This is a genomic window from Enterococcus sp. DIV1283b (assembly GCF_051710965.1).
GTDB lineage: Bacteria > Bacillota > Bacilli > Lactobacillales > Enterococcaceae > Enterococcus_B > Enterococcus_B lactis.
In genome coordinates this window covers 163546-186219 of sequence record NZ_JBIOLR010000001.1, presented here as the reverse complement: position 1 = coordinate 186219, position 22674 = coordinate 163546, and the positions used below count along the sequence as shown (strand labels likewise).

Annotated in this window: 21 protein-coding genes and 1 riboswitch; of the genes, 7 read left to right on the top strand and 14 right to left on the bottom strand. The window is 39.0% G+C overall.

Annotated features, from left to right (window positions below; genetic code table 11):
* Positions 1-240: 240 nt before the first annotated feature.
* Both pnp and rpsO read right to left on the bottom strand, forming a co-directional pair.
* Positions 241-2367, bottom strand: a complete 2127-nt coding sequence (pnp, locus tag IGJ53_RS00920; protein WP_002309766.1) for a polyribonucleotide nucleotidyltransferase — start codon at positions 2365-2367, stop codon at positions 241-243.
* A 187-nt stretch (positions 2368-2554) separates the two neighbouring features.
* Complete coding sequence (gene rpsO / locus IGJ53_RS00915) at positions 2555-2824, bottom strand: 30S ribosomal protein S15 (protein WP_002289282.1); 270 nt, start codon at positions 2822-2824, stop codon at positions 2555-2557.
* 249 nt (positions 2825-3073) lie between these two features.
* On the opposite strand from rpsO, the gene def reads away from it, so the two are divergent.
* Positions 3074-3637 carry a peptide deformylase gene (gene def / locus IGJ53_RS00910; RefSeq protein WP_259742060.1) on the top strand — a complete coding sequence of 188 codons (564 nt, stop codon included), beginning with the start codon at positions 3074-3076 and terminating at the stop codon, positions 3635-3637.
* Between the two features lie 120 nt (positions 3638-3757).
* Here def and IGJ53_RS00905 read toward each other — a convergent pair whose 3' ends face one another.
* The 4 genes from IGJ53_RS00905 to IGJ53_RS00890 form a co-directional block, all read right to left on the bottom strand.
* Positions 3758-5158 (bottom strand): hypothetical protein, encoded by a 1401-nt coding sequence (locus IGJ53_RS00905; protein WP_438749336.1) that lies wholly within the window; start codon positions 5156-5158, stop codon positions 3758-3760.
* A 131-nt stretch (positions 5159-5289) separates the two neighbouring features.
* Positions 5290-5811 carry a transcription repressor NadR gene (locus tag IGJ53_RS00900; protein WP_002341084.1) on the bottom strand — a complete coding sequence of 174 codons (522 nt, stop codon included), beginning with the start codon at positions 5809-5811 and terminating at the stop codon, positions 5290-5292.
* Positions 5812-5813: 2 nt separating this feature from the next.
* The gene (locus IGJ53_RS00895; protein ID WP_010731761.1) at positions 5814-6656 is read right to left on the bottom strand and encodes a chorismate mutase; all 843 of its coding nucleotides are present in this window, start codon (positions 6654-6656) and stop codon (positions 5814-5816) included.
* Positions 6649-7374 (bottom strand): NAD-dependent protein deacylase, encoded by a 726-nt coding sequence (locus tag IGJ53_RS00890; protein ID WP_010731760.1) that lies wholly within the window; start codon positions 7372-7374, stop codon positions 6649-6651. The genes IGJ53_RS00895 and IGJ53_RS00890 overlap by 8 nt, the downstream gene beginning before the upstream one ends.
* 175 nt (positions 7375-7549) lie before the next feature.
* Here IGJ53_RS00890 and IGJ53_RS00885 point away from each other — a divergent pair, with 175 nt between their 5' ends.
* The 4 genes from IGJ53_RS00885 to IGJ53_RS00870 all read left to right on the top strand — a co-directional run bounded on the left by IGJ53_RS00885 (position 7550) and on the right by IGJ53_RS00870 (position 12276).
* Positions 7550-7846: a hypothetical protein gene (locus tag IGJ53_RS00885; protein ID WP_010731759.1), complete on the top strand. Its 297-nt coding sequence runs from the start codon at positions 7550-7552 to the stop codon at positions 7844-7846.
* Positions 7847-8101: 255 nt separating this feature from the next.
* Positions 8102-8276, top strand: a riboswitch (Lysine riboswitch).
* Positions 8277-8413: 137 nt separating this feature from the next.
* Positions 8414-10006 carry an ABC transporter permease subunit gene (locus IGJ53_RS00880; protein WP_002373390.1) on the top strand — a complete coding sequence of 531 codons (1593 nt, stop codon included), beginning with the start codon at positions 8414-8416 and terminating at the stop codon, positions 10004-10006.
* A gap of 12 nt (positions 10007-10018) precedes the next feature.
* Entirely contained in the window at positions 10019-10759 is a 741-nt protein-coding gene (locus IGJ53_RS00875; protein ID WP_002293446.1) for an amino acid ABC transporter ATP-binding protein, read from the top strand.
* 167 nt (positions 10760-10926) lie between these two features.
* Complete coding sequence (locus IGJ53_RS00870) at positions 10927-12276, top strand: amino acid permease (RefSeq protein ID WP_010731757.1); 1350 nt, start codon at positions 10927-10929, stop codon at positions 12274-12276.
* A gap of 285 nt (positions 12277-12561) precedes the next feature.
* Here the strand turns inward: IGJ53_RS00870 and IGJ53_RS00865 are convergent, their stop codons facing one another.
* A complete protein-coding gene (locus IGJ53_RS00865) occupies positions 12562-13152 on the bottom strand; it encodes a TMEM175 family protein (protein ID WP_002312417.1) in 591 nt (196 codons plus the stop codon).
* Positions 13153-13298: 146 nt separating this feature from the next.
* Between IGJ53_RS00865 and brnQ the strand changes: the two genes are divergently transcribed.
* Positions 13299-14651 carry a branched-chain amino acid transport system II carrier protein gene (gene brnQ / locus IGJ53_RS00860; protein WP_259742062.1) on the top strand — a complete coding sequence of 451 codons (1353 nt, stop codon included), beginning with the start codon at positions 13299-13301 and terminating at the stop codon, positions 14649-14651.
* Positions 14652-15249: 598 nt separating this feature from the next.
* Positions 15250-17184: an RNase A-like domain-containing protein gene (locus IGJ53_RS00855; RefSeq protein ID WP_438749331.1), complete on the top strand. Its 1935-nt coding sequence runs from the start codon at positions 15250-15252 to the stop codon at positions 17182-17184.
* On the opposite strand, the gene IGJ53_RS00850 is transcribed toward IGJ53_RS00855, so the two are convergent.
* The 7 genes from IGJ53_RS00850 to ruvB all read right to left on the bottom strand — a co-directional run bounded on the left by IGJ53_RS00850 (position 17181) and on the right by ruvB (position 22674).
* Complete coding sequence (locus tag IGJ53_RS00850) at positions 17181-17789, bottom strand: hypothetical protein (RefSeq protein WP_038398413.1); 609 nt, start codon at positions 17787-17789, stop codon at positions 17181-17183. The genes IGJ53_RS00855 and IGJ53_RS00850 overlap by 4 nt on opposite strands.
* A gap of 303 nt (positions 17790-18092) precedes the next feature.
* Positions 18093-18701 carry a hypothetical protein gene (locus IGJ53_RS00845; protein WP_002314045.1) on the bottom strand — a complete coding sequence of 203 codons (609 nt, stop codon included), beginning with the start codon at positions 18699-18701 and terminating at the stop codon, positions 18093-18095.
* Between the two features lie 41 nt (positions 18702-18742).
* Positions 18743-19342, bottom strand: a complete 600-nt coding sequence (locus tag IGJ53_RS00840) for a hypothetical protein (RefSeq protein ID WP_438749328.1) — start codon at positions 19340-19342, stop codon at positions 18743-18745.
* 697 nt (positions 19343-20039) lie between these two features.
* On the bottom strand, positions 20040-20414 hold the full coding sequence (locus tag IGJ53_RS00835; protein WP_002289815.1) for a hypothetical protein: 375 nt from the start codon (positions 20412-20414) through the stop codon (positions 20040-20042).
* A gap of 116 nt (positions 20415-20530) precedes the next feature.
* A complete protein-coding gene (locus IGJ53_RS00830; RefSeq protein ID WP_002345476.1) occupies positions 20531-21013 on the bottom strand; it encodes a low molecular weight protein-tyrosine-phosphatase in 483 nt (160 codons plus the stop codon).
* Between the two features lie 52 nt (positions 21014-21065).
* On the bottom strand, positions 21066-21644 hold the full coding sequence (locus IGJ53_RS00825; protein ID WP_002290530.1) for a TetR/AcrR family transcriptional regulator: 579 nt from the start codon (positions 21642-21644) through the stop codon (positions 21066-21068).
* A 28-nt stretch (positions 21645-21672) separates the two neighbouring features.
* On the bottom strand, positions 21673-22674 hold the full coding sequence (gene ruvB, locus IGJ53_RS00820; protein WP_010731748.1) for a Holliday junction branch migration DNA helicase RuvB: 1002 nt from the start codon (positions 22672-22674) through the stop codon (positions 21673-21675).

The window sequence follows — 22674 nt, the reverse complement described above, 5'->3', positions numbered from 1 at the left end:
GTTTACCAAGAGGTTGTAAAAAAGCTGTTCTGCATCAAGTAATAAGAACAGCCAAGTAAAAACAGCTCCTAATGTTTTTAACTTGGCTGGACTTATTACCGCAGATGCAAGCTTTTGAACACCGTTTATTCGGAAAAAGGGACTGTGACACGTTTTTTGTCACAGTCCCCTTTTTTCGAATAATTATTGTTCTCCTGCCAACTTCTTGATCACAAGACACAATATTCATAAGAATTAAAATTATTTTGCTTCGTTTTTCGTTGAACCATCTTCATTCAACATTGCTTTTCTTGACAGATTTACGCGTCCTTGTTTATCGATTTCAGTTACTTTCACAAGGATCTCATCACCTAGTTTAACAACATCTTCGACTTTATTGACACGATCGTTTGCCAATTGAGAAATATGGACAAGTCCATCTTTTCCTTTGATCAAGTTGACGAATGCACCGAATTTTTCGATACGGACAACTTTCCCTAGATAAACTTCACCGACTTTGACTTCTTTTGTCAGATCTTCGATGATCTTGATGGCTTTTTTGATCATTTCTGCATCAGCAGAAGCAATACTTACTTTTCCATCTTGATCGATATCGATTTTTACACCCGTTTCATCAATGATTCCATTGATCGTATCTCCGCCTTTACCGATGACATCTTTGATTTTAGCAGGTTCGATCTGGATCATTTCGATTTTTGGTGCATATTGGCTTAATTCTTCACGTGGAGCAGCAATCGTTGAAGTCAATTCTTCTAAGATTTCCATACGTGCTTGTTTTGCTTGAGTCAATGCTTCAGTTAGGATTTGTTCTGTGATTCCTTGGATCTTGATATCCATCTGCAAAGCAGTGATACCATCTTTTGTACCGGCAACCTTAAAGTCCATATCGCCAAGATGATCTTCCAGCCCTTGGATATCTGTTAAGATCGTATAGTTCTCACCATCAGAAACAAGTCCCATCGCAATACCGGCAACAGGTGCTTTGATTGGTACCCCTGCATCCATCAATGCTAACGTGCCAGCACAGATACTTGCTTGGGAAGAAGAACCATTTGATTCCAATACTTCTGCTACCAAGCGGATCGTATAAGGAAATTCTTCCTCTGAAGGGATTACTTGTGCCAATGCTCGTTCTCCTAATGCGCCATGTCCGATTTCCCGACGTCCTGGAGATCCTGCACGTCCTGTAGAACCAACAGAAAATTGAGGGAAATTGTAGTGGTGGATGAATCGTTTGCTGACTTCAACCCCTAAACCGTCAATGATTTGGTGTTCTCCTAAAGGTGCGAGTGTACAAGCAGATAAAGCTTGTGTTTGTCCTCGTGTGAACAATCCTGATCCATGTACACGTGGCAATAAGCTGACTTCTGATGACAATGGACGGATTTCATCTAATTTACGCCCGTCAGGACGGATTTTATCGATGGTAATCAATTCACGTACGACATCTTTTTCCAGATCTTCCGTGATTTGTTTGACTTCTTTCAATAAGTGATCTTCATCTTCGTGACCTGCAAATTTCTCAGCGTAAGCTTCACGAATATCGAGTTTCACTTGCTCGATGTTCTCTTCGCGAGCAAGTTTTTCTTCGGTCATTACTGCTGCTTTCATTGTAGCGTAAGAAGCATCAAAGATTTCTTTTTTCAATACTTCATCAACTTGCAGTAAAGTGACTTCCATTTTTTCTTTTCCTACTGCTTGAACGATTTCTTCTTGGAAAGCAACTAATTCTTTGATAGCGTCAAAACCAAACAGTAATGCACCAAGCATGTCTTCTTCTGAAACTTCTTTCGCGCCACTTTCAACCATGTTGATCGCTTGTTTCGTACCAGCAACAGTCAATTCGATATCTGTTTGTTCTGCTTGCTCTACCGTTGGATTCAAGACATACTCACCATTTACACGACCAACTTCTACACCTGCGATTGGACCATCAAATGGAATATCTGAGATCGATAGTGCTAAAGAAGAACCTAACATCGCTGCCATAGCTGGTGAACAGTCAGTTTCTACACTCATCACGATGTTCGTTACTTGGACTTCATTACGGAAGCCTTCCGCAAACATTGGGCGAATCGGACGGTCGATCAAACGGGCAGTCAATGTTGCTTCTGTACTTGGACGACCTTCTCGTTTGATGAAACCTCCAGGGATTTTCCCTGCTGCATACATTTTTTCTTCATAATTGATCGTTAATGGGAAAAAGTCTGTATCTTTTGCTTCTTTAGAGGCCACAGCTGCACTTAAGACCACTGTATCTCCATAACGGACTAAAACGGCTCCGTTTGCTTGTTTTGCTAGCTGACCGACTTCGATTTGTAAGGGACGGCCGCCCCATGTCGTTTTGAATACTTGTTTTTCTGACATAACTTCTCCTTTTCCTTCTCGTGAAAGCAAGACGCTACTAAACAAATGAAAACTGCTGAAAGCCGTTTTTTGAGCAGCTTTCATTTGGTTAGTAGGAGTCCATCTAGCTTGATCACGGAATTTTGCTTAATTGATATACGAGTAAAAAAAGTGAGATTCATGTGAATCCCACTCTTTTTGACTAAAATTAACGACGCAAGCCTAAACGTTTGATCAATTCGCGGTAACGTTGAACGTCAGTTTTACGTAAGTAAGCTAACAAGTTACGACGGTGACCAACTTTTTTCATTAGGCCGCGGTATGAATGATGGTCTTTTTTGTGCACGCGTGCATGTTCATTCAAGTGGTTGATTTCTTCAGTTAATACAGCGATTTGTACTTCTGGAGAACCAGTATCCCCTTCATGGCGAGCATATTCGTTGATGATTTCATTCTTGCGTTCTTTTGAAATTGCCATTTCTTTCACCTCTTTCGATTATTCCCCTGCGACTGAGTAAAACGTTGGTGATTCGCTTAACCAAGTGGCAGGCCGTGCGCCTAGAGCACACAGCTATACTTTACCTGAAACCGGGCTGGAAATCAAGTGGTTAATCATTAAGAAAAAGTAGTTTTCAAACAATCTTACTACTACTTTTCCATTTTTGTGGTAAACTATAATGCGAAAATAGACTTGAATATAGTCTTTTAAGAAAGGGGTACATATTCCATGATTACAATGGATGATATCATTCGTGAAGGAAATCCGACCTTACGCGAAGTAGCAGACGAAGTTTCTCTTCCATTAAGCGAAGAAGATATCTCTTTAGGAAAAGAGATGCTTGAGTTCTTAAAAAACAGCCAAGATCCAATCAAAGCTGAAGAATTGCATTTACGAGGCGGTGTTGGCTTAGCTGCGCCTCAATTAGATATTTCTAAAAGAATCATTGCTGTTCACGTACCAAGTGCAGACCCAGAGGTAGATGAACCTTCTCTAAGTACTGTTATGTATAATCCTAAAATTTTGAGCCATTCTGTTCAAGATGCTTGTTTAGGGGAAGGCGAAGGCTGTTTATCTGTTGACCGAGAAGTACCAGGATATGTCGTTCGCCATGCCAAAATCACTGTGTCTTATTATGATATGAATGGTGAAAAACACAAGATTCGTTTGAAGAATTATGAATCGATTGTCGTTCAACATGAAATCGACCATATCAACGGTGTGATGTTCTATGACCATATCAACGATCAAAATCCATTTGCATTAAAAGAAGGCGTATTGGTGATCGAATAGAGACATGGATTGATTCTTCGATTCTATGGCATAAGAAAGCTTTATAAAAAAGGGAAGTGACAGAAAATCGTCACTTCCCTTTTTATGTTTCATCACTGACTGAAATCAAAATTACTAAAATCAAAATTCAGCATGTGGCTGTGTCTTGGATAGAGATAAATTTTTATTGGGGACGATATGTTTTTTATCTCCTAAAAGATATTTTTTATGTTTCGTTGCGCCTTCTTGGAGTTGGTTTAACCTCTGTTTTCTTGGATTTAGTGTTGCTATGCCCGTTGTTTGGAAGCGATTGTCTAGCACCTGTCCTGAGTTACTGTCTTGCCGATTTTCCCATGACTTTATTAACTGTCCCACTCGCTTCTTCCCTTGATTTTTATCTGTCTCTTGCTTCAATCCCTCTCTATTTTCCCAAGAATCTACTTTTACCAACGGTTTTTCTGTTCGTGTATTCATACTCACGTTTTGTTTTGTTGGACTATTTTGTTGCTGATTGTTTAATTGATCATCCGCTTTATGTTGTACATTAGCTGCTGTTATGAAATCTGACAGCGACTTTTGGTGATGCCGAGAAGCTAAATCAGTTAGTTGCGCTGACTTGTCTGGAAGTAATCCTTTTGGCTGAGTCGTTTGATCTGTCTTTTGCTTTGATTCCTCTCTATTTTCCAAAGGATTTATCTCTACCAGCGTCTCTGTCTTCGCACTATTATCTTGTTTTGCCATACTTTTTTGTTCCCAATCGTTTAATTGATCAACATTTTCATGCTGAGTATTGGCTACATAGGCTGGATCCAACGTAAGATTTGTAGTCCTACATTCTTCTTTCCATGTCACAGCAAGATCTTCGTCTCTTTCCCAAGGCATCTTTTCAACGAACTCATTATTTTGTTTATATAAATGAATCTTACCCTCTAATCCTTCATTGTTGTGATATACATATCGGAGTATTTGGCTAGAGTAGCTTCCTTCCACTCCATTAGCAATATTACATTCCATCTCGTACACACTTTCTTGCCATTCTTCTACTATCATTATTAATTCAGTAGCACCCACACCACCATCAACTGCATCCACTGCATGTAAAAATTCTGGATCATAGTAAAGGTTCAGCTCAACCACCGGACTTGTTTTCGCTACTTCCACGGCTATTTGTCCTCTCAAGTTGTACAAATAATCATCGAATTTTTTCTTTTCAGAATCGATTGATGCACTATCAAAAGTTATATTCAGATTTTTACAGATATTCTCTAATTTAAGTTCTTCATACTTTCTGCTGACCTTTTGGAAATCCTCCCATAAAGCCCATTTTTTTGTTTCAGGGGAAAGATATGCCGTAAAGTTTTCAAAAAATTGCTGTCGAATGTTCTTATCAGAAATCTGTGGTGCATGCTTAAACACAGTATCGGTTATAGCAGTTAAATAATTAGTGTAATGTTTTTCTTCGTACTGATCAAATTTCAATCCTTTGTCAATGTATAGGCTGATTTTTTGTTCTTTCTGTTTATCAGTGTCCATCTTGAACATCTCCTTTTTTCTGACTTGTTAAAAAGTATAGAACAGTTTACTTAAACAAAAAGAACTACTTTTTCTTGGAAATAAAAAAACTGGCGTTTGAATTTCGCCAGTTCTTCGGTGTTATTTTTTTATGGAGCTTGTCATCCTTCGTACAAGATACCTGCTTCAGCTAGTTTTTGCTTGATTGTTTTCAGCATATGCTTTTCTGGGTAGCGGATCGTATGCAGATGGATTCCCCCTGTGAGTTCGGATAATAAAGAAGCATTGCTTTTTTGATAACGTCTCATAAATGAATCGATGTCTTGTGGCGTTTTAATGTGCAACGTGCCTGTTAATTCACCGTAAAGCGGATGTTCTACGATCACATCAATGATTTCACCGCCATTTTCAACGATGAGTCTCAACTCTTCTTCTGTTTGATCTTTTCCATGCTGGACAGCGATTTTACTGATATGTCCAGTATTGGTTTCTTCTGTTTCAAGGATATAACCTCTTGCTGTTGCCACGATACTTTTACCTGCCGCTCGTAGTAAAGCAATATCACCGACAATAATCTGACGGCTGACTCCAAAAGTTTTCGCAAACTTACTAGCACTCACTGGTTTTTCTGTATTTGCCAAGGTTTGCATGATTTGTTTTCGCCGTGCCTCTCCTTCGATCACACTTATTCCTCCTTCATTTTGTTTTGGTATTCACGCGAGTGTTTCATCAAATCAACATATGTGTCTGTTATTGTTTCTTTGTATCCCTTATTTTTCAGCAGTTTAGCAACTTTATCCAATACTTGCTGCTCTCTTTTTTCATCATAAACTGCCTGGTTTCCTTCTTTTTTTACTTGTCCTATTTTAGTTACTGTATCCATTCTTTTTTCTAATAAAGCAACTAATTCTCGATCGATCATATCGATCTTTTGACGTAATGTTTCAAGAGACTCTTCTAACGGTTCTTCCTCTACTGTCTTGATGATACGAGCAGGATTTCCTGCAATCACTACATTGTCGGGGAAAGATTTGGTCACAACCGAACCTGCGCCGACCACTACATTGTTTCCTAGCGTGACACCCGGCGTGACGATAACGCCTCCGCCTAACCAAACATTATCACCGATTTTTATGGGTTTTGCGTACTCCAAACCACTGTTACGTTTCACTGGATGTAATGGATGTGTTGCCGTATACAGCTGGACATTGGGAGCGAACATGCAGTTATCACCGATTTCGATTGTGCTGACATCTAAAAATGTACAGTTGAAATTTGCATAAAAATTCTCACCGACAAATATATTATATCCGTAATCAAAATTGATAACTGGCTCCATATAGATTTTTTTTCCTGTACGACCAAATGTCTCTTTCAACAATTGGGATCGCAGTTCCGCTGATTCGGCTTGGTTGATGATTTGGCTTTGACTTCTTGCAAACATACGGTCGGCAACCAGCTCAGGATCATTGGCAAAATAAAGCTCGCCTGCAATCATTTTTTCTTTTTCTGTTTTGAATTCAGTCATAGTCTACTCCTAATTCTTGTATTTTTTTGAAAACAACCGCTCCGTCTTCCTGAATAAACGTATAAGGTTCCGCTAAATAAACAGGCGTTTGATTGATTACTAAAATTTTGGCTGACGGTTGGCGAAATTGTACCAGATCACAAAATGGATGAACTTGAAAACTCGTTCCAACAATGACGACTAGCTCTGCTTGGCTGACGGCATAAGCCGCCTGCTCAATGACTTCATCTTGGAATCCTTCACCATATAACACGATGTTTGGGCGTATTTGTCCGCCGCATGCTTGATGTTTGTCGCTGTGAAGATATTCTTTCCAGTCTACTGTTTGCTTACATTTTCGACAATGACATTGATACAAACTTCCATGAAAATTGACGAGTTGCGGGCTTTTAGCTTTTGCGTGCAACCCGTCGATATTTTGCGAAACGACCCAGACATTTTTTTCTTTCGCTAGATGTGCCATTTCTAAATGAATAATATTGGGTTTTGCTTCAGGATGATAAATCTTTTTGACAAATTGATAGAATTTATCCGGTTCATTCACCATTGCTTGATGACTCAGCAAGTATTCCGGCTGTTCCATTCCGTGGTAGATTCCTGTCAGTGATCGATAATCTGGCACTCCAGAAGGTGTGGATACCCCAGCACCGGTCAAAAACGTGATTTTCTGATGAGTCAATATCTCTTTTGCTGCTTCGTCTACTGTTCCTTGTTTCATGTTTTGTCACCTCACTTTCCATTATAGCCCATACTCAAACAAATTTATTGTTGAAAAGTGTGAAAAATAGGAATAAAAAAGTGTGAGGGACATTTGAACAATTTATCACAATCCTCACTGACAAAAGAATGAAAACGTGTTACAATACTGCTGTATAAAAGTGAGGTGAATCGATATGTTACCATTCTTTATTTACTGGGGCGTTATTCTGGCTTGCATCGCCTGGTTAGCGTTAAGTGTTTATTTCTCTGTTTTTTACCTTGTACGCAAAGAAAACGGAAATCTTTGGGCTTTTGCTTTATTCAACGTGATTGCCGCAATTGTTTTAGCCATTACATTAGCCGTTTATCGAACATGGGGCTGGGGAATCACTCAATACTCAAGTTTGATTTATCTAATATTAGCCATTTACGGTTTCGTTGTTCTTTTGCAAGCGTTCCTAGGACGCGAGCCAAAGAAAGCGGCTGCTTAAATAATCGAGGTGGAACTGGATGCAGGAAATTTTCTGTTTCAGTTCTTTTTTTATTGTGTTACATACATTTTTGTGTATAATTATACTATCGTTTGTAATGGATAGATGATTCACATTTTGATTGTTTTTTCGGTAAAAGTAAAGATTTCTATATTTATCAGTATTTTTTCAAAAAACAGCAGTTATAGATTGACAAAGCCTCTCGAGTATCGTAAACTTTTTTTGTATAAATAACTGAATACGAGATGCCTCAATCAATGAGGTAGAGGTCGCGAGAATCATTAACCCTGTGGAGTGAAGCAAACATGGAGAAGCAGGAATAGGGAGGATCGCCGAAATGTACACTTTTTTGCTTGAAGTGTATGTTGGGACGCAAGTTAAGAGCTTGCGGACTGTCTTAGCAGTGATGCTAAGTTGCGCTATGTTTTGTGAGAGGTTTATCACCTTATGGAATTTTAGCGGCCTTTTTATATCTATAAATTGGTCGCTTTTTATTTTTTCAGATAAAGCTTTACCGCATTTCATCTAGACCGCTCGTGTATCATATAATCAGAAAGGGAGAAAAAAATGAAAAAAAATATGGTTTCAGTTGCCGTACTATTTGCTTTTGTCTTCTCACTATTCAGTGTGGGATCTCTGGCAAATGCAGATGAAAAAACACCGAGCGATGAGTTTCGCGTAGGTATGGAGGCTGGGTATGCACCCTTCAACTGGTCTCAACAAACAGATGAGAATAACGCCTTGCCAATCCAAGGCCAAAATAGTTACGCCGGCGGTTATGATGTTCAAATCGCTAAAAAAGTAGCAGATGGTTTAGGGAAAAAATTAGTCATCGTCCAAACAAAATGGGATGGTCTGGCTCCTGCCCTTCAATCAGGCAAGATCGATGCGATCATCGCCGGAATGAGCCCTACTGCTGAACGACGAAAAGAAATTGATTTTACTGATCCTTATTATGAATCACAATTAGTAGTGGTGGTCCAAAAAGATAGCAAATACGCAAAGGCAAAAAGTTTAGCAGATCTTTCTGGAGCAAAGATCACTGCTCAGTTAAATACCTTCCATTATACGGTGATCGATCAGATACCGGATGTTCAGAAACAACAAGCAATGGATAATTTCTCAGCCATGAGAACAGCGTTAGCTTCTGGAATGATCGATGGTTATGTCAGCGAACGTCCGGAAGGTGTAACGGCAACTAGTGTGAACAAAGACCTGGAAATGCTCGAATTCAGCGGTGCAGATGGCTTCCAGACAAACCCGGAAGATGTTCAGATTTCTGTTGGTATGCGTAAAGGCGACCCGGATATCCAAAAAGTAAACCAGATTCTTTCTGGCATTTCTAACGATGAACGAACAAAAATCATGGACCAAGCAGTCAAAGATCAGCCTGCTGCAACTGATAGCGAAGAAAAACCCGGCATCATTTCTGACTTCACTACGATTTGGAAACAATACGGCAATATGTTCTTACGAGGTGCTGGACTTACCTTGTTCATCGCATTGATTGGGACAGTTGTCGGTACCACACTTGGATTACTGATTGGTGTCTTCCGTTCGGTACCTGAATCAGGAAATGCACTGACTCGCTTCTTCCAAAAAATCGGAAATGCACTTCTATCTATCTATGTCGAAATATTCCGCGGAACACCGATGATGGTACAAGCAATGGTCATCTTCTACGGCCTGGCACTCGCTTTTGGTATTTCGTTGAATCGAACGATTGCCGCTTTGTTTATCGTCTCTCTCAATACTGGAGCTTACATGACAGAGATCGTCCGTGGGGGGATTTTTGCAGTAGATGAAGGACAGTTCGAAGCTGCGCAAGCCATTGGTATGACGCATGGCCAAACGATGAGAAAAGTTGTTATTCCACAAGTTTTACGGAATATCTTGCCGGCAACGGGGAATGAATTTGTTATCAATATCAAAGATACAGCCGTTTTAAGTGTAATCGGCGTAGCTGACTTGTTCTTCCAAGGGAACTCTGCTTCCGGTGCGAATTTCCAATTCTTCCAAACATTTACGATCGTCGGGATCATCTACTTAGTCATGACCTTTACGATCACCAGAATCCTGCGTGCGGTAGAAAAGAAAATCGATGGACCTTCTGCTTACACAAAGCTTGAAGAAATCGACAATTCAAATTTGCAGGAATAAGGAGGAAGAATCATGAGTGAAAAAATTATTGAAATCAACCATCTAAGAAAAAGCTTCGGTGAAAATGAAGTATTGAAAGATATCAGCGTGACAGTCAACAAAGGTGAAGTTGTGACGATCATCGGTTCTTCTGGTTCTGGTAAATCTACTTTCTTGCGCTGTATCAATTTACTAGAAAAACCGACAGGCGGCGAGATCATTTATAATGGAGAAAATGTATTAGCTCCTAAATATAATTTACCTAAATATCGAACGAATCTAGGTATGGTTTTCCAATCCTTCAATCTCTTCAATAATATGAACGTCTTGGAAAACTGTATGTCTGGACAAACAACTGTCCTGAAACGAGATAAAGAAACTGCCAAAAAAGTAGCAATCGAAAATCTGGAAAAAGTTGGTATGGATCGTTATGTCGAAGCTAAACCAGCACAATTGTCTGGCGGGCAGAAGCAGCGTGTCGCAATTGCTCGGGCATTATCGATGAATCCAGATGTATTGTTATTCGATGAACCTACTTCGGCGTTAGACCCTGAAATGGTTGGCGAAGTGCTTAATACGATCAAAGACTTAGCACATACTGGCTTGACGATGCTTATCGTGACGCATGAGATGGAATTTGCAAAAGATGTATCTGACCGTGTCATTTTTATGGATAAAGGTGTGATTGCAGAAGAAGGTACACCAGAAGATATCTTTGTCCATCCGAAAGAAGAACGTACAAAAGAATTCCTTTCACGTATTTTAAATGCTTAGGATCAATCGCTGATTGGGACAGAGAGCTGCGGTATTTACCGCAGTTCTTTTTTTGCGCCTACTCATAAAAGGTAAATTTCTGAAAATTATGGAATCTTAGTTGTGTTTTTCAGAAAACTCTCTTAATATGGAAGTAATTAAACTTTTTTAGTTAGGATGATTTAAAAATGAATGAAGAGCAAGAACTGCAGCGTGGACTGAAAAATAGACATGTCCAACTGATTTCTATTGGCGGAGCGATTGGAACGGGGCTGTTTTTAGGTTCCGGAAAGTCTATCCAGCTAGCTGGCCCTTCGATATTGCTCGCCTATCTCATCACTGGATGCATCTGTTTTTTCATTATGCGTGCGTTAGGCGAACTTCTGTTATCAAACACTAATAACCATTCTTTTCTGGATTTTGTTGCAGAATATCTTGGCAAAAAAGCGGCTTTCATCACTGGTTGGACGTATTGGTTCTGCTGGGTATCGATTGCAATGGCAGATTTAACAGCCATTGGGATGTATGTACGCTACTGGGCACCTGGTGTTCCTCAGTGGCTTCCTGAACTGATTGCATTAGGTCTTCTTCTTTGCTTGAATATGGTGGCTGTCTCGTTGTTTGGTGAGTTAGAGTTCTGGTTTGCCTTGATCAAGGTTGTAGCGATCATCGCCTTTATCCTCGTAGGTGCTTATATGATCCTCACCCACTATACGACAGATATTGGCACAGCCAGCATCACGAATCTATGGTCTCATGGCGGATTCTTTCCGACTGGTGCCAAAGGATTCATCTTGGCTTTCCAAATGGTGACCTTTGCTTTTGCTGGGATCGAATTAGTTGGATTAGTCGCTGGGGAAACAGAAAATCCTGAAAAAGTATTGCCGGAAGCTATCAATAATATTCCTATCAGGATCATCTTATTTTACTTAGGTTCTCTTTTTGTCATTATGGCGATCTATCCATGGAATAGCTTGAACCCAGATAATAGTCCATTTGTAGAGGTATTTTCGGAAATTGGGATCACGATTGCTGCATCCTTGATCAATCTAGTCGTATTAAGTGCAGCAGCTTCTGCCTGCAACAGCGCAATATACAGTACAGGACGTATGCTTCGTTCTTTAGCACAAGAAGGAAGTGCTCCTAAAAAATTCAAAAAGTTAACAACACATCATGTTCCAGGGAATGCTTTGACGTTTTCTACGATCGTCATTTTCATTTCGGTTATCTTGAATTACGTGATGCCTAGTGAAGTATTCACACTCGTAAGCAGTATTGCCACTACTTGTTTCTTGTTTATTTGGAGTATGCTTGTCTACACACATATGAAATATCGTAAAAGTATCCTCGGCAAAAAAGCACATTCATTTAAAATGCCGCTGTATCCATTAAGTAATTATTTGGTCTTTCTTTATATGGCCTTTGTGTGTGTCGTCTTGTTCCTAGGAAAAGATACGAGAATCGCTTTATTACTGACACCTGTGTGGTTCTTGCTTCTATTACTGATCTATCATATGAAATATGAACGTAAGAAGTAAGAAAGAGGTTGTGACAGAAGTGGTCAGCTTCAAGAAATAAGAAGGAATTGACGAAAATTGCTTCTTAAATTTTTGTGAAATTTCGGCTTATTTCAAAGAAGCTACTTCTGGAACACCGTGAATCAGAGGATGTGAAAAAGCTGTCCTGCATCAAGTAATAAGAATAGTCAAATAAAAAATAGCTCTTCATATGTTTTGTTTGGCTAGACTTATTACCGAGGAGTTGGCAGGAGAACACCGTTTATTCGGAAAAAGGGCTGTGACAAGATTTTTGTCACAGCCTTTTTATTTCCCAGGAAACAACCGCTGATAATAGGCATCTGCTTTTTTATAGGAAAAAATCCAAATACCAGATACGAAAAAACGTCCGAATAACCCAATCATCGGTACAAAAAAGATACCGGCAATCAAACATAAGTTAATAAACATGGAGATAAAACTTCGATGGTCCTTTGACAAAACTCTCACGACATGGGAATCTGGTTTATTTGCTTTCATGATTTGCCTCATCAATATACCAAAAGAAAAACTCCACATCGTGTATACTAAGACATAAGCCATCTCAGGCCAAAAAGCTTCAGGGTTACGCCCGACCCAACTAGTAACGGAAGGACATAAGGTCAGCCAGAAGAGCCAAAAGATATTCGACCAGACCACTCGGTAATTGATGCGTTCTGCCATCTGGAATATACGATGATGGTTCACCCAAATTACCGCAACAAATATAAAACTGATTGCATAAGCTAATAATGTATTTCGGATGGCCCATAAAGAATGGATACCAGATGGATCAGGAATCTTGATGTCTAATACAAGAACTGTCAAAACTATGGCCACTACTCCATCAGTAAATGCTTCTAATCTCGACTTTGTCACGATGATTCCTCCTCAGATGATTCAGCGCTTTTATTTTATCACTTGTGTTATTAAATAACCATCGTTTTATATAGGAAATTTTCTGAAAATTGTTGCATATTTTTCGAAATTTTGTTACTTTTAAAAAAACCGTAAAGGAGTTATGTATGACAAAAAAATTATCATTTAAAGACTATCTTTTTATAGGCTCCATGCTTTTCGGTCTATTTTTTGGTGCTGGAAATCTTATCTTTCCTGTTCATTTGGGTCAAGAAGCAGGCGCTGCTACCTTTTGGGCGAATCTAGGTTTCTTGGTTACCGGTATCGGTCTTCCCTTCTTAGGGGTGATTGCCATTGGTGTATCGAAAAGCTCAGGTGTATATGAATTAGCAAAACGGATAAATCAAACATATGCGATGGTTTTTACCATCTTGCTTTACTTAGTTATCGGACCGTTTTTTGCTTTACCTCGCCTTGCAACCACATCTTTCGAGATTGGTTTAGCACCATTTATCGATCCTAGCAGACAGACGCTATATCTAGCAATTTTCAGTATTGTATTTTTTGTGCTGGCTTGGTGGTTTTCAAGAAAACCGACAAAGATATTAGATTATGTTGGAAAATTCCTGAATCCTGCATTTTTGGTTTTATTAGGGGCATTGCTTCTCCTTGCTTTTTTGAATCCATTAGGCTCTGTCGATCAAGCGCCTATTCAGCCAAATTACCAAGACCATGCTTTTTTCACAGGATTTACTCAAGGATATAACACATTAGATGCGCTTGCTGCTTTAGCATTTGGAATCATCATCGTTACGACGATCCAAAACATGGGTGTAACAAAACCTGCTGAAATTGCTAAAGACACGATCAAATCTGGTGCGATCAGCATTATATTGATGGGGATCATTTATACTTTGCTCGCTTATTTAGGTGCTATGAGCTTAGGTAGCTTTGCTCTAAGTGAAAATGGCGGAATCACGCTGGCTCAGATTGCTGATCATTATTTAGGCACTTATGGTAGTATCTTATTAGCATTCATCGTTATATTAGCTTGTTTGAAGACTGGTATTGGTTTGATTACAGCTTTTGCAGAAACATTCACGGATTTGTTCCCGCAAAGAAATTACGCCTTTTTTGTTGCACTTGCCAGTGTCCTTCCCTGTTTAGCGGCAAATGTAGGCTTGACGAATATCATTCAATTTTCGTTGCCTGTTTTGATGTTCATCTATCCATTAGCAATGACATTGATTCTGTTAGTGTTGGTTGGTCCTTTGTTTAAGCAGCGTACAGCTGTTTATCGGATGACTACCTATTTTACATTGATTGCTTCGATTTTTGATGGGTTGAATGCCTGCCCAGAATCTATTAAGCAAACCCCTATCGTTCAAAATCTTTTACATGCTGCGGAAAGCTACTTGCCGTTTTTCAAATTGGGGATGGGATGGATCGTGCCAGCAGTTATCGGTTTTATTATCGGCCTGATTTGGAGTTTCGCTAAGAAAGAAGAAGTAGCGGATTGATAAAAGAGGTTGTCTCTTGAACACTTTTTAAGAAAGAGTTTGCGAAAAAGCTCTCACAAAAATTGCGACGAGTAATCGCAGGATCAATAAAAAGCAAAAGGTCTGTGACAAAAGTCTTGTCACAGACCTTTTTTTCCGAATAAACGGTGTTCCAGAAGTAGCTTCTTCGAAAAATAAGCCGAAATTTTACAAAAATTTAAGAAGCAATTTTCGTCAATTCCTTCTTATTTCTTGAAGCTGACCACTTCAGTCACAACCTCTTTTTTATAAATAAAGTTATTTTTTACATAATAAAAAAGCAAACATTAAATAACATTAATATTAAAATAGATAAATCTATCCCTTCTTTTTCTTTATCAGTTGCGCGAACGATTATGCGTCAAAAACAAACGATTTTTTGGCATAACTACTATCTTCCATGAGAATACACAAAGGAAACACCAATAATATAAAAAACATTTTTTAAATTGATTTTTTCTATTACGCCTTGTATTCTTTTGTTTTTTCAAGAATAATTAATGTGTAAGCGAATAGGAATGAACGGAGGTGCAAAAGCCCCCTTGTCGATCAGCCGTGCGTGTTCTTGAAAGGAGAAAACATGAAAAAACTCACTCATTTGTTTTTTGTTGTGTTGACACTTCTGCCATTTGCTGCCACGCCTGTCCAAACGCACGCCCAAGAAACGTATACGATTAAAGCAGAACAACATGCGACGACCGAAGTTGTTCCTGAACTCCCGTCTATCTCTCGTATCCCTGTCACTACCCAAGAACCAGATCCGCACAACGCAGCATTGGTTTCTTTCACCGATGGCGTCAGTTTCTCCTCTTTTCTCTCTCCTTTTTCTGCTGTTGGTGCTACATTAAGTTCTGCATTGGTTTCCCTCCCTGCTTCTGCTGCAGTAGTTTCTGCTATCCTAGGAGCAGGACTTGGTTATAGTTTTTACCAATTAGGTTCCTCCTTAGGCGTCGCCACTGCAGACTTACTCAAAACGAATGCGAGCTTGTATGAATTATCTTCCAATAATCCTGCCCTGCAACAAGAATTGGCCGCTTTTGCCACTTCGGGAATTGATTCTACTACTAGTACCTATAATTTCTCGCAAGGTCTGCAAAAAAGATACGCGCAAGACGTGACCAGTCATGCATTGATGCGGGAATATTTGACAGGAACAACGGATCATGGTGCTTATCGCTTTTCGATCAATGACCATCCGGCATTCCGTAAACTGATCTCTTATGGTTCTCTTTTTACCGAAAGCGCTCGAACTGGCGTGATCGGACGTGATGCCTCGGTAGCTGATCGAATGTTCATCGAAGATCAATTCTTCTTACTGGAAATGGTTCGTGTCATGGAAACTCGAGTCGGCAGTGATACAACATTACTAACGATCTCCGGTCACAATTATGGCCATCGGGGTAGCAACGGTTCCTTCGTCCATGAAGTCGAATTAAGTGTCCCGATGTCTGTCTTGATGAGCCAGATCGCGACTCAAGAAGACTTTCTGGAATATATCCAGCAAAACACCACTTTTGAATTTGGGGTGATCGAAACACCTTCAAGAGAAGTCGCTGTCCAGACGGCTCAGCAAATGGCGCAAGCCTATCATACACGCACTGCCGATATACAAAAGAACTTAGCGGAAGTCTTGGCACCGACTGAAAACGGATTGAGCTTCGATCCTTCTGGTATAATCGCTACCTTATACGGACAAACGGTTGTCCTTGATGCAACAGGAAAGTTCGTGTACGCTGACACTCGCGTAGCCGTTCCAGAATACCAGTGGGGAGCGATCGATTTTGCTTACAGTGAAGCAGCCATCCCAATAGATGACTCGATCACGATCGATGGGCGAAGAGGTGTATTAGATGAAGAAACTGGAGACATCGTAGAAGATGGTACAGGTAAAACATTAGTCGAAGGCGCAATGGGCGCTGCATGGAATGCGTTGAGTCTAGCTCGCGTCCTTGAAGCAATCAAAAACTTCAAAGGGGATGACGATGATGACGATGAATTCGAATGGTATTCCCCTCTTGATTTGTACTATGACGAATGGTATGCAGACGGCGGGAAAGGACATACGATGGAACGGCATGTGGGACAGTCTGAGGATGCCCTACGAGCCCGATTGGAGGACATAACCTATTCCGCTGCCTTCCATACTACGGAACAAGCTTTGATATTTATCAACTGCGCGATCTATACTGCCAATAAAAAATACTTAGAGGGTACGATCAAGTTACCTCTAGGTGCTTGTTCTTTACAAGATGGTAATCGTGTAATCTATCGATCGTATAAATCAATCGCTCTTGGGAAAACATTAGGGTGGGGATTTTATAGATTAAACCTTGACAACTATATTCAATACGACTCGATCTATTACGCTAAAGTAGTTATTCAAAGAATGCCCAACATCGTATGGAAAAAAAGAAAGTATTATATCCTAACCGCTTATCCTGACTTACGAAGAACTGTAAAAGAGGAGCCGCCCTTGGCGGCTCCTTTCTTTTCTAAAATTTTCGTTTATTTTTAAATCATCACTAAACTAGCATCAAAAACAGTGAATCGCTTTCTCTTTTCGTCATACACTGACCACACATAAGCACCATCCCAATAACGACCATTATTATAATAATTCGTAAATTCATTATTCCAAAGGTAAATATGCAGATGATCTTTATCTGGGAAAAGACGATCATTCAACTGGTTAAATTCTTCTTCCGTTCCTGCCGCTCCTTGAGGCGCATTAAGAAAAGAAGTCCGATAGATACCATCCTCAGCCCATAATGCTTTAGGGGTGACTCTTTTCGCCTTCATCATTTCTTTATTCACATAAATAGGATAATCTTTCATCTTGTCAAAAAATCGGATATCCGTATAGTTGATTTTTTCTTCTCTGAATTCATAAAATTTTTGTGCGTATGTTTTTTTAGAAACCATCGTTCCTTTTTCAATAGAATCACCGATTCGCCATAACCAGCAAGCTTGTAGTCTACTTGAGCAATTAAGAAATTCTAAAACTGCCTCCTGATGACTAGTTAGCCCGTCATATTCTTCTTCCTTGAAAAAAGCATAAGTGAATGGGATTCGATTACGTTCCAAATAAAAATCAATACTTTCTTTTTCTAATAGTTCCATCTTTTCTCTCCTTTTTCCAGTTCAGCCCTATATGGAATAATTCAATCCAATACCAATATAGCATCGAAAACAGTAAATCGCTTTCTCTTTTCGTCATACACTGACCACACATAAGCACCATCCCAATAACGACCTTCATTATAATAATTCGTAAATTCATTCTCAATTCGACACGATTCATTACAGGGAAATAAATATCCAAAGAACACCACACAGTATTAAAAAACGTAAGTATTATATCATTTCTACTCTCCTGATTTGCACAGAACAATACTAGAGGAATCGCAAACGGTTCCTCTAGTATCACGCTTGGTTGACTAAGTTGATACTAACAACTGTAAAACGGTTTCTTTTCATATCATAAATCGACCATAAATAAGCTCCCCACCACCGTCGTCCTTCATCATAATAATTCGTAAAAGTAGTATCCCAACAATAAATCTCTAGCTGTTTCTTTTCAGGAAACAATTGATTATTGATTTGTATAAATTCAGCTCGTGTTTTAGGAATAACTGCTTCATGGTCAAGAAAAGCCGTTTCATAATTTCCATCCTGTACAAAAAAATTTTTGGGTTCGATTTTTTTTGCCTTCATTAGTGAGGTATTTACACGGATAGGCCACCCTTGTACATTATCAAACGAGCTTAGATCCGTATAAACAATAGGATTGTTTCTTGTTTGTTGAAATTTTTCTTCATATTTTTCTGAAGAAACATTTTTACCTGTTCTTACAAAAATATCTAAAGACCATATACTACATTCCCACAGACGATTGCAGTAAGTAAGGTAACCTATTATAGCTTCTTGATGACTTTTTAACCCTTGACTGCGATTTTCTTTAAAAAATGCAAAATATGTAAATAGACTTGTCTGATAGCCGAATCTCCTTGTTTCTTTTTCTAATAGTTCCATCTTTTCTCTCCTTTTTCCAGTTCAGCCCTATATGGAATAATTCAATCCAATACCAATATAGCATCAAAAACAGTGAATCGCTTTCTTTTTTCGTCATACACTGACCACACATAAGCACCATTCCAATAACGACCATTATTATAATAATTCGTAAATTCATTGTTCCAAAGGTAAATATGCAGATGATCTTTATCTGGAAAAAGACGATCATTCAACTGGTTAAATTCTTCTTCCGTTCCTGCCGCTCCTTGAGGCGCATCAAGAAAAGAAGTCCGATAGATACCATCCTCAGCCCAGAATGATTCAGGGGTGACTCTTTTCGCCTTCATCATTTCTTTATTCACATAAATAGGATACTCTTTCATCTTGTCAAAAAATCGGATATCCGTATAGTTGATTTTTTCTTCTCTGAATTCGTAAAGTTTTTGTGCATATATTTTTTTAGAAACTACGAGAAGCCTTTCGCTAATCCGCCATGACCTGGCAACACACAATGTATTTGAGTAATTGAGAAATTCTAAAACCGCCTCCTGATGACTAGTTAGCCCGTCATACTCTTCTTCCTTGAAAAAAGCATACCGTAACACGGTCCAATCACGCTCCAAATAAAAATCAATACTTTCTTTTTCTAATAGTTCCATCTTTTCTCTCCTTGTGTTCTTCTAACGGCACTCCTGATACACCAACACAACTGACCCTTTCATCTGCCACGTCAATACATGTTTCTCTCGAATTTTATCTATCCATTTTTATTTTATCGCAACTATCAAGACTTCTATTCCTATTATTTCTTTTTGGAGAAAAGATAGTTCTTAACTCATGGGAATCGCTGGATTTGTAAAAAAAGGTTGTGAAATCAGCGCCTTGGCTTAAGTATTAGAAAAGCAAAACAGCAAAATATAAGGAGCTATTTTACCGTTTTTTGAACTAATACCAAAGGGTAGCTGATTGCACAACGTGTCTTTTTATAGTATAAAATTTTAGACAAATATATGATATAAAAATAAATTTCGCAAAAAAACTTAACAACTTTCGAAAACTTTCGTCACAAAATATTCACAACTAATGACTATTATATAAGCATACTAACAAACAACCCTAACAACACTTTTTCATTTTTAACTCCTTATCCTGCTAGCTCCCCGGCTAGCAGGACCTTTTTTTATCAAAAAAACTTGTCCCATACAATCGATTCAACTAATCAACCGAATGCTGTCATGCTGTGATACTCATCGTAAAACGTTTCGTTTTATCGATATCCGCTTAAAGCATTCGGTTATTTTTGATTAGTAATGATTGATGGTACAAGCTCATACGTGCTTTTCTATCTGGTATAAATTATTTTGATAACCGTTCCTGTTCTCCTGCTGGTGAAAGGATTGTTATTTTTTCAATTTGTTCTACGGGAACCATGCGGATCTGCTGCTCTTCGTTTTGTAGGCGGATCATTACTCGGTCTTTTTCGACCGTTTTTGTCGCCACCCAACCTGAGATTGTTTCATACTTGCTACTCAAACGATTCGCTCTTACTTGTAAGATAACTAAACTATGTTCAGTCGCAGCTTTTTGCAGCTCAAGAATAAACTTTCCTTGCAATCGTACATTCTTAGCATGTTCTTCAGTGTCATTTACAAAAGAATCAAAAAGTTGATACGAGGTATGAGTAACTAACTTCGTAAGCTTCTTCATTGGTGATACTGTCTCTTCGTTCATCGAATGCACTCCTCCTTTAGCTAAGAAAGTGTTACTTAATTAATCTTATTTTACCTAACATTTTACAAAAAAACAAGGAAATGCTCTAACATCTTCAAAAAAAGAAAGCGCTAATTTTATAAACTGTTTGTTATTTTATTCTCATCCATCCAAATGTTCCACCAATGATCTAACCCTTCTGTGATCAATTGATATGTCTCATCAAAGTTATTGGTATAGTATGGATCGGGAACATTTTCTTTTTCTTTTCCAGGGATGCTACTTAAAAACAAATGGATTTTTTCCTGTGCTGAGCGTGGTGCTCTTCTTTTCAGTTCTTCTACATTTTCTTGATCCATGCCAATGATCCAATCAAAAGTTTCAAAATCGTGGGGTGTGATTTGACGAGCAACCATATTCGTCATATCCACATTTTCTTGGTTTAATATTTTTTTCGTTCCAGGGTGCGGTGTCTTTCCAACTTCATACGTACTTGTAGCAGCAGAATCCACAAAAAACTCTGCTTCCTTTCCTTCTGATGCTACTCGTTTCTTCAACAAGCCTTCTGCCATTGGTGAACGGCAAATATTTCCCAAACAAACAAATAAAATTTTTGTCATTTTCCCATCTCCTTTTAACGATCATGGCTTTTTCAACAAAAGATTGTTTCTATTACTGTTCTTCTAACTCTTCTTTTGCATAAAGACGATAAGAATATAATTCCGTATCCTTGGCTAAACGGAAAAGCTGCATAGCGATTTCCATCGGTGTTTCTTCATATTCATTCGTGATCCAATTGACTAACACGCCGCTGCAACCGTAAGAAAAAAAACGAGCATAAAATAGTTTATCTTTTGCAGAAAGCTGTCTTTCTTCATCCATTTGCTCAAAAATCTTGATAAAAGATTTTTGGATTAGTTGAGAGAATTCTTTTTGTAAAATTTCTTGGTCAGAAAGCACAGTATTTGCGTAAAACTCTTTCTTTTCAGCAATTGCTTTCAGCATTTTCAATGCTTGCTCTTCCCAATTATCAAGAGTAAGACATTGCGGGTCTAAATAATGCAAGGCATCCTCACAATAGACCCAACGAAGCAAATCGTATTTATCTGTAAAATGATAATAAAATGTTTGACGATTGATTTTTGCTTCATTTGCGATTTTTTGGACGCTGATTTTTCGAAAAGATTGTGTTTGGCACAAATCAATCAATACGTTTTTGATCAATTGTTTCGTACGTGTTGTATCACTCATTCATTTTCCTCCAATCTAAAAGCAAAAATCACATATGATAGTCGTAGCCGAAATGTTCATAAGCATAAACCGTAGCCATTCGCCCTCTAGGTGTACGCTTTAGAAATCCTTTCTGGATCAAGTACGGTTCATACATATCTTCGACTGTTTCTCGTTCTTCTCCTATATTTACGGAAAGCGTGCTTAATCCTACGGGTCCGCCGCCATATAATTCGATCATCGTCCGTAACAATTTCTGGTCAACATAATCCAAACCAGCTTGATCGACTTGTAGTAAAGTAAGAGCCTGATCTGCTATAGGACGATCGATTTTCCCGTCTCCTTGAACTTGCGCAAAATCACGAACCCGTTTGAGTAAGCGATTCGCGATTCTAGGCGTTCCTCGCGATCGGCGAGCAATTTCCAATGCCCCTTCTTCAATGATCTCTGTTTGAAAAATATCTGAAGAACGTAAAACGATCTCCTGCAGTTCCTGTTCGTCATAATATTCCATATGTGAAATGATGCCAAATCGATCGCGTAAAGGTGCAGAAAGCATACCTGCTCGCGTCGTCGCCCCAATCAAAGTAAAGGGAGGAAGAGGGAAATGGACCGGATGTGCGGTTGGTCCTTGTCCTACCATGATGTCTACATAAAAATCTTCCATGGCCGAATAAAGCATCTCTTCTACTACTCTAGGCAATCGATGGATCTCATCGATAAATAGGACATCCCCTGCTTCCAGTTCATTCAAGATCGCTACTAAATCACCCGGACGTTCGATAGCGGGACCGCTTGTCGTACGAATGTTCACAGTCATCTCATTAGCAATGACCATAGCCATCGTCGTTTTCCCTAATCCAGGAGGCCCATACAACAGAACATGATCTAATGGTTCTTCCCGATTTCTGGCAGCTTCGATGTAGATCTGAAGTTCTTGTTTGACTTTTCTCTGCCCGATATACTGAGAAAGCAACTGCGGACGAAGAGATTTTTCCAAACTCAGTTCATTTTCGCCAGTTTCTGGTGATAACAAGTATTCATCTGTCAT

What these genes read in the sequence shown, in the direction of transcription:
- IGJ53_RS00845 (WP_002314045.1), bottom strand. Translation starts at nt 18,701, where the DNA reads ATGGAACTATTAGAAAAAGAAACAAGGAGATTCGGCTATCAGACAAGT.
- IGJ53_RS00875 (WP_002293446.1), top strand. Translation starts at nt 10,019, where the DNA reads ATGAGTGAAAAAATTATTGAAATCAACCATCTAAGAAAAAGCTTCGGT.
- brnQ (WP_259742062.1), top strand. Translation starts at nt 13,299, where the DNA reads ATGACAAAAAAATTATCATTTAAAGACTATCTTTTTATAGGCTCCATG.
- def (WP_259742060.1), top strand. Translation starts at nt 3,074, where the DNA reads ATGATTACAATGGATGATATCATTCGTGAAGGAAATCCGACCTTACGC.
- pnp (WP_002309766.1), bottom strand. Translation starts at nt 2,367, where the DNA reads ATGTCAGAAAAACAAGTATTCAAAACGACATGGGGCGGCCGTCCCTTA.
- IGJ53_RS00885 (WP_010731759.1), top strand. Translation starts at nt 7,550, where the DNA reads ATGTTACCATTCTTTATTTACTGGGGCGTTATTCTGGCTTGCATCGCC.
- IGJ53_RS00835 (WP_002289815.1), bottom strand. Translation starts at nt 20,414, where the DNA reads ATGAACGAAGAGACAGTATCACCAATGAAGAAGCTTACGAAGTTAGTT.
- IGJ53_RS00855 (WP_438749331.1), top strand. Translation starts at nt 15,250, where the DNA reads ATGAAAAAACTCACTCATTTGTTTTTTGTTGTGTTGACACTTCTGCCA.
- IGJ53_RS00905 (WP_438749336.1), bottom strand. Translation starts at nt 5,158, where the DNA reads ATGTTCAAGATGGACACTGATAAACAGAAAGAACAAAAAATCAGCCTA.
- IGJ53_RS00830 (WP_002345476.1), bottom strand. Translation starts at nt 21,013, where the DNA reads ATGACAAAAATTTTATTTGTTTGTTTGGGAAATATTTGCCGTTCACCA.
- IGJ53_RS00850 (WP_038398413.1), bottom strand. Translation starts at nt 17,789, where the DNA reads ATGGAACTATTAGAAAAAGAAAGTATTGATTTTTATTTGGAACGTAAT.
- IGJ53_RS00840 (WP_438749328.1), bottom strand. Translation starts at nt 19,342, where the DNA reads ATGGAACTATTAGAAAAAGAAAGTATTGATTTTTATTTGGAGCGTGAT.
- IGJ53_RS00895 (WP_010731761.1), bottom strand. Translation starts at nt 6,656, where the DNA reads ATGACTGAATTCAAAACAGAAAAAGAAAAAATGATTGCAGGCGAGCTT.
- rpsO (WP_002289282.1), bottom strand. Translation starts at nt 2,824, where the DNA reads ATGGCAATTTCAAAAGAACGCAAGAATGAAATCATCAACGAATATGCT.
- IGJ53_RS00880 (WP_002373390.1), top strand. Translation starts at nt 8,414, where the DNA reads ATGAAAAAAAATATGGTTTCAGTTGCCGTACTATTTGCTTTTGTCTTC.
- IGJ53_RS00890 (WP_010731760.1), bottom strand. Translation starts at nt 7,374, where the DNA reads ATGAAACAAGGAACAGTAGACGAAGCAGCAAAAGAGATATTGACTCAT.
- IGJ53_RS00825 (WP_002290530.1), bottom strand. Translation starts at nt 21,644, where the DNA reads ATGAGTGATACAACACGTACGAAACAATTGATCAAAAACGTATTGATT.
- ruvB (WP_010731748.1), bottom strand. Translation starts at nt 22,674, where the DNA reads ATGACAGATGAATACTTGTTATCACCAGAAACTGGCGAAAATGAACTG.
- IGJ53_RS00870 (WP_010731757.1), top strand. Translation starts at nt 10,927, where the DNA reads ATGAATGAAGAGCAAGAACTGCAGCGTGGACTGAAAAATAGACATGTC.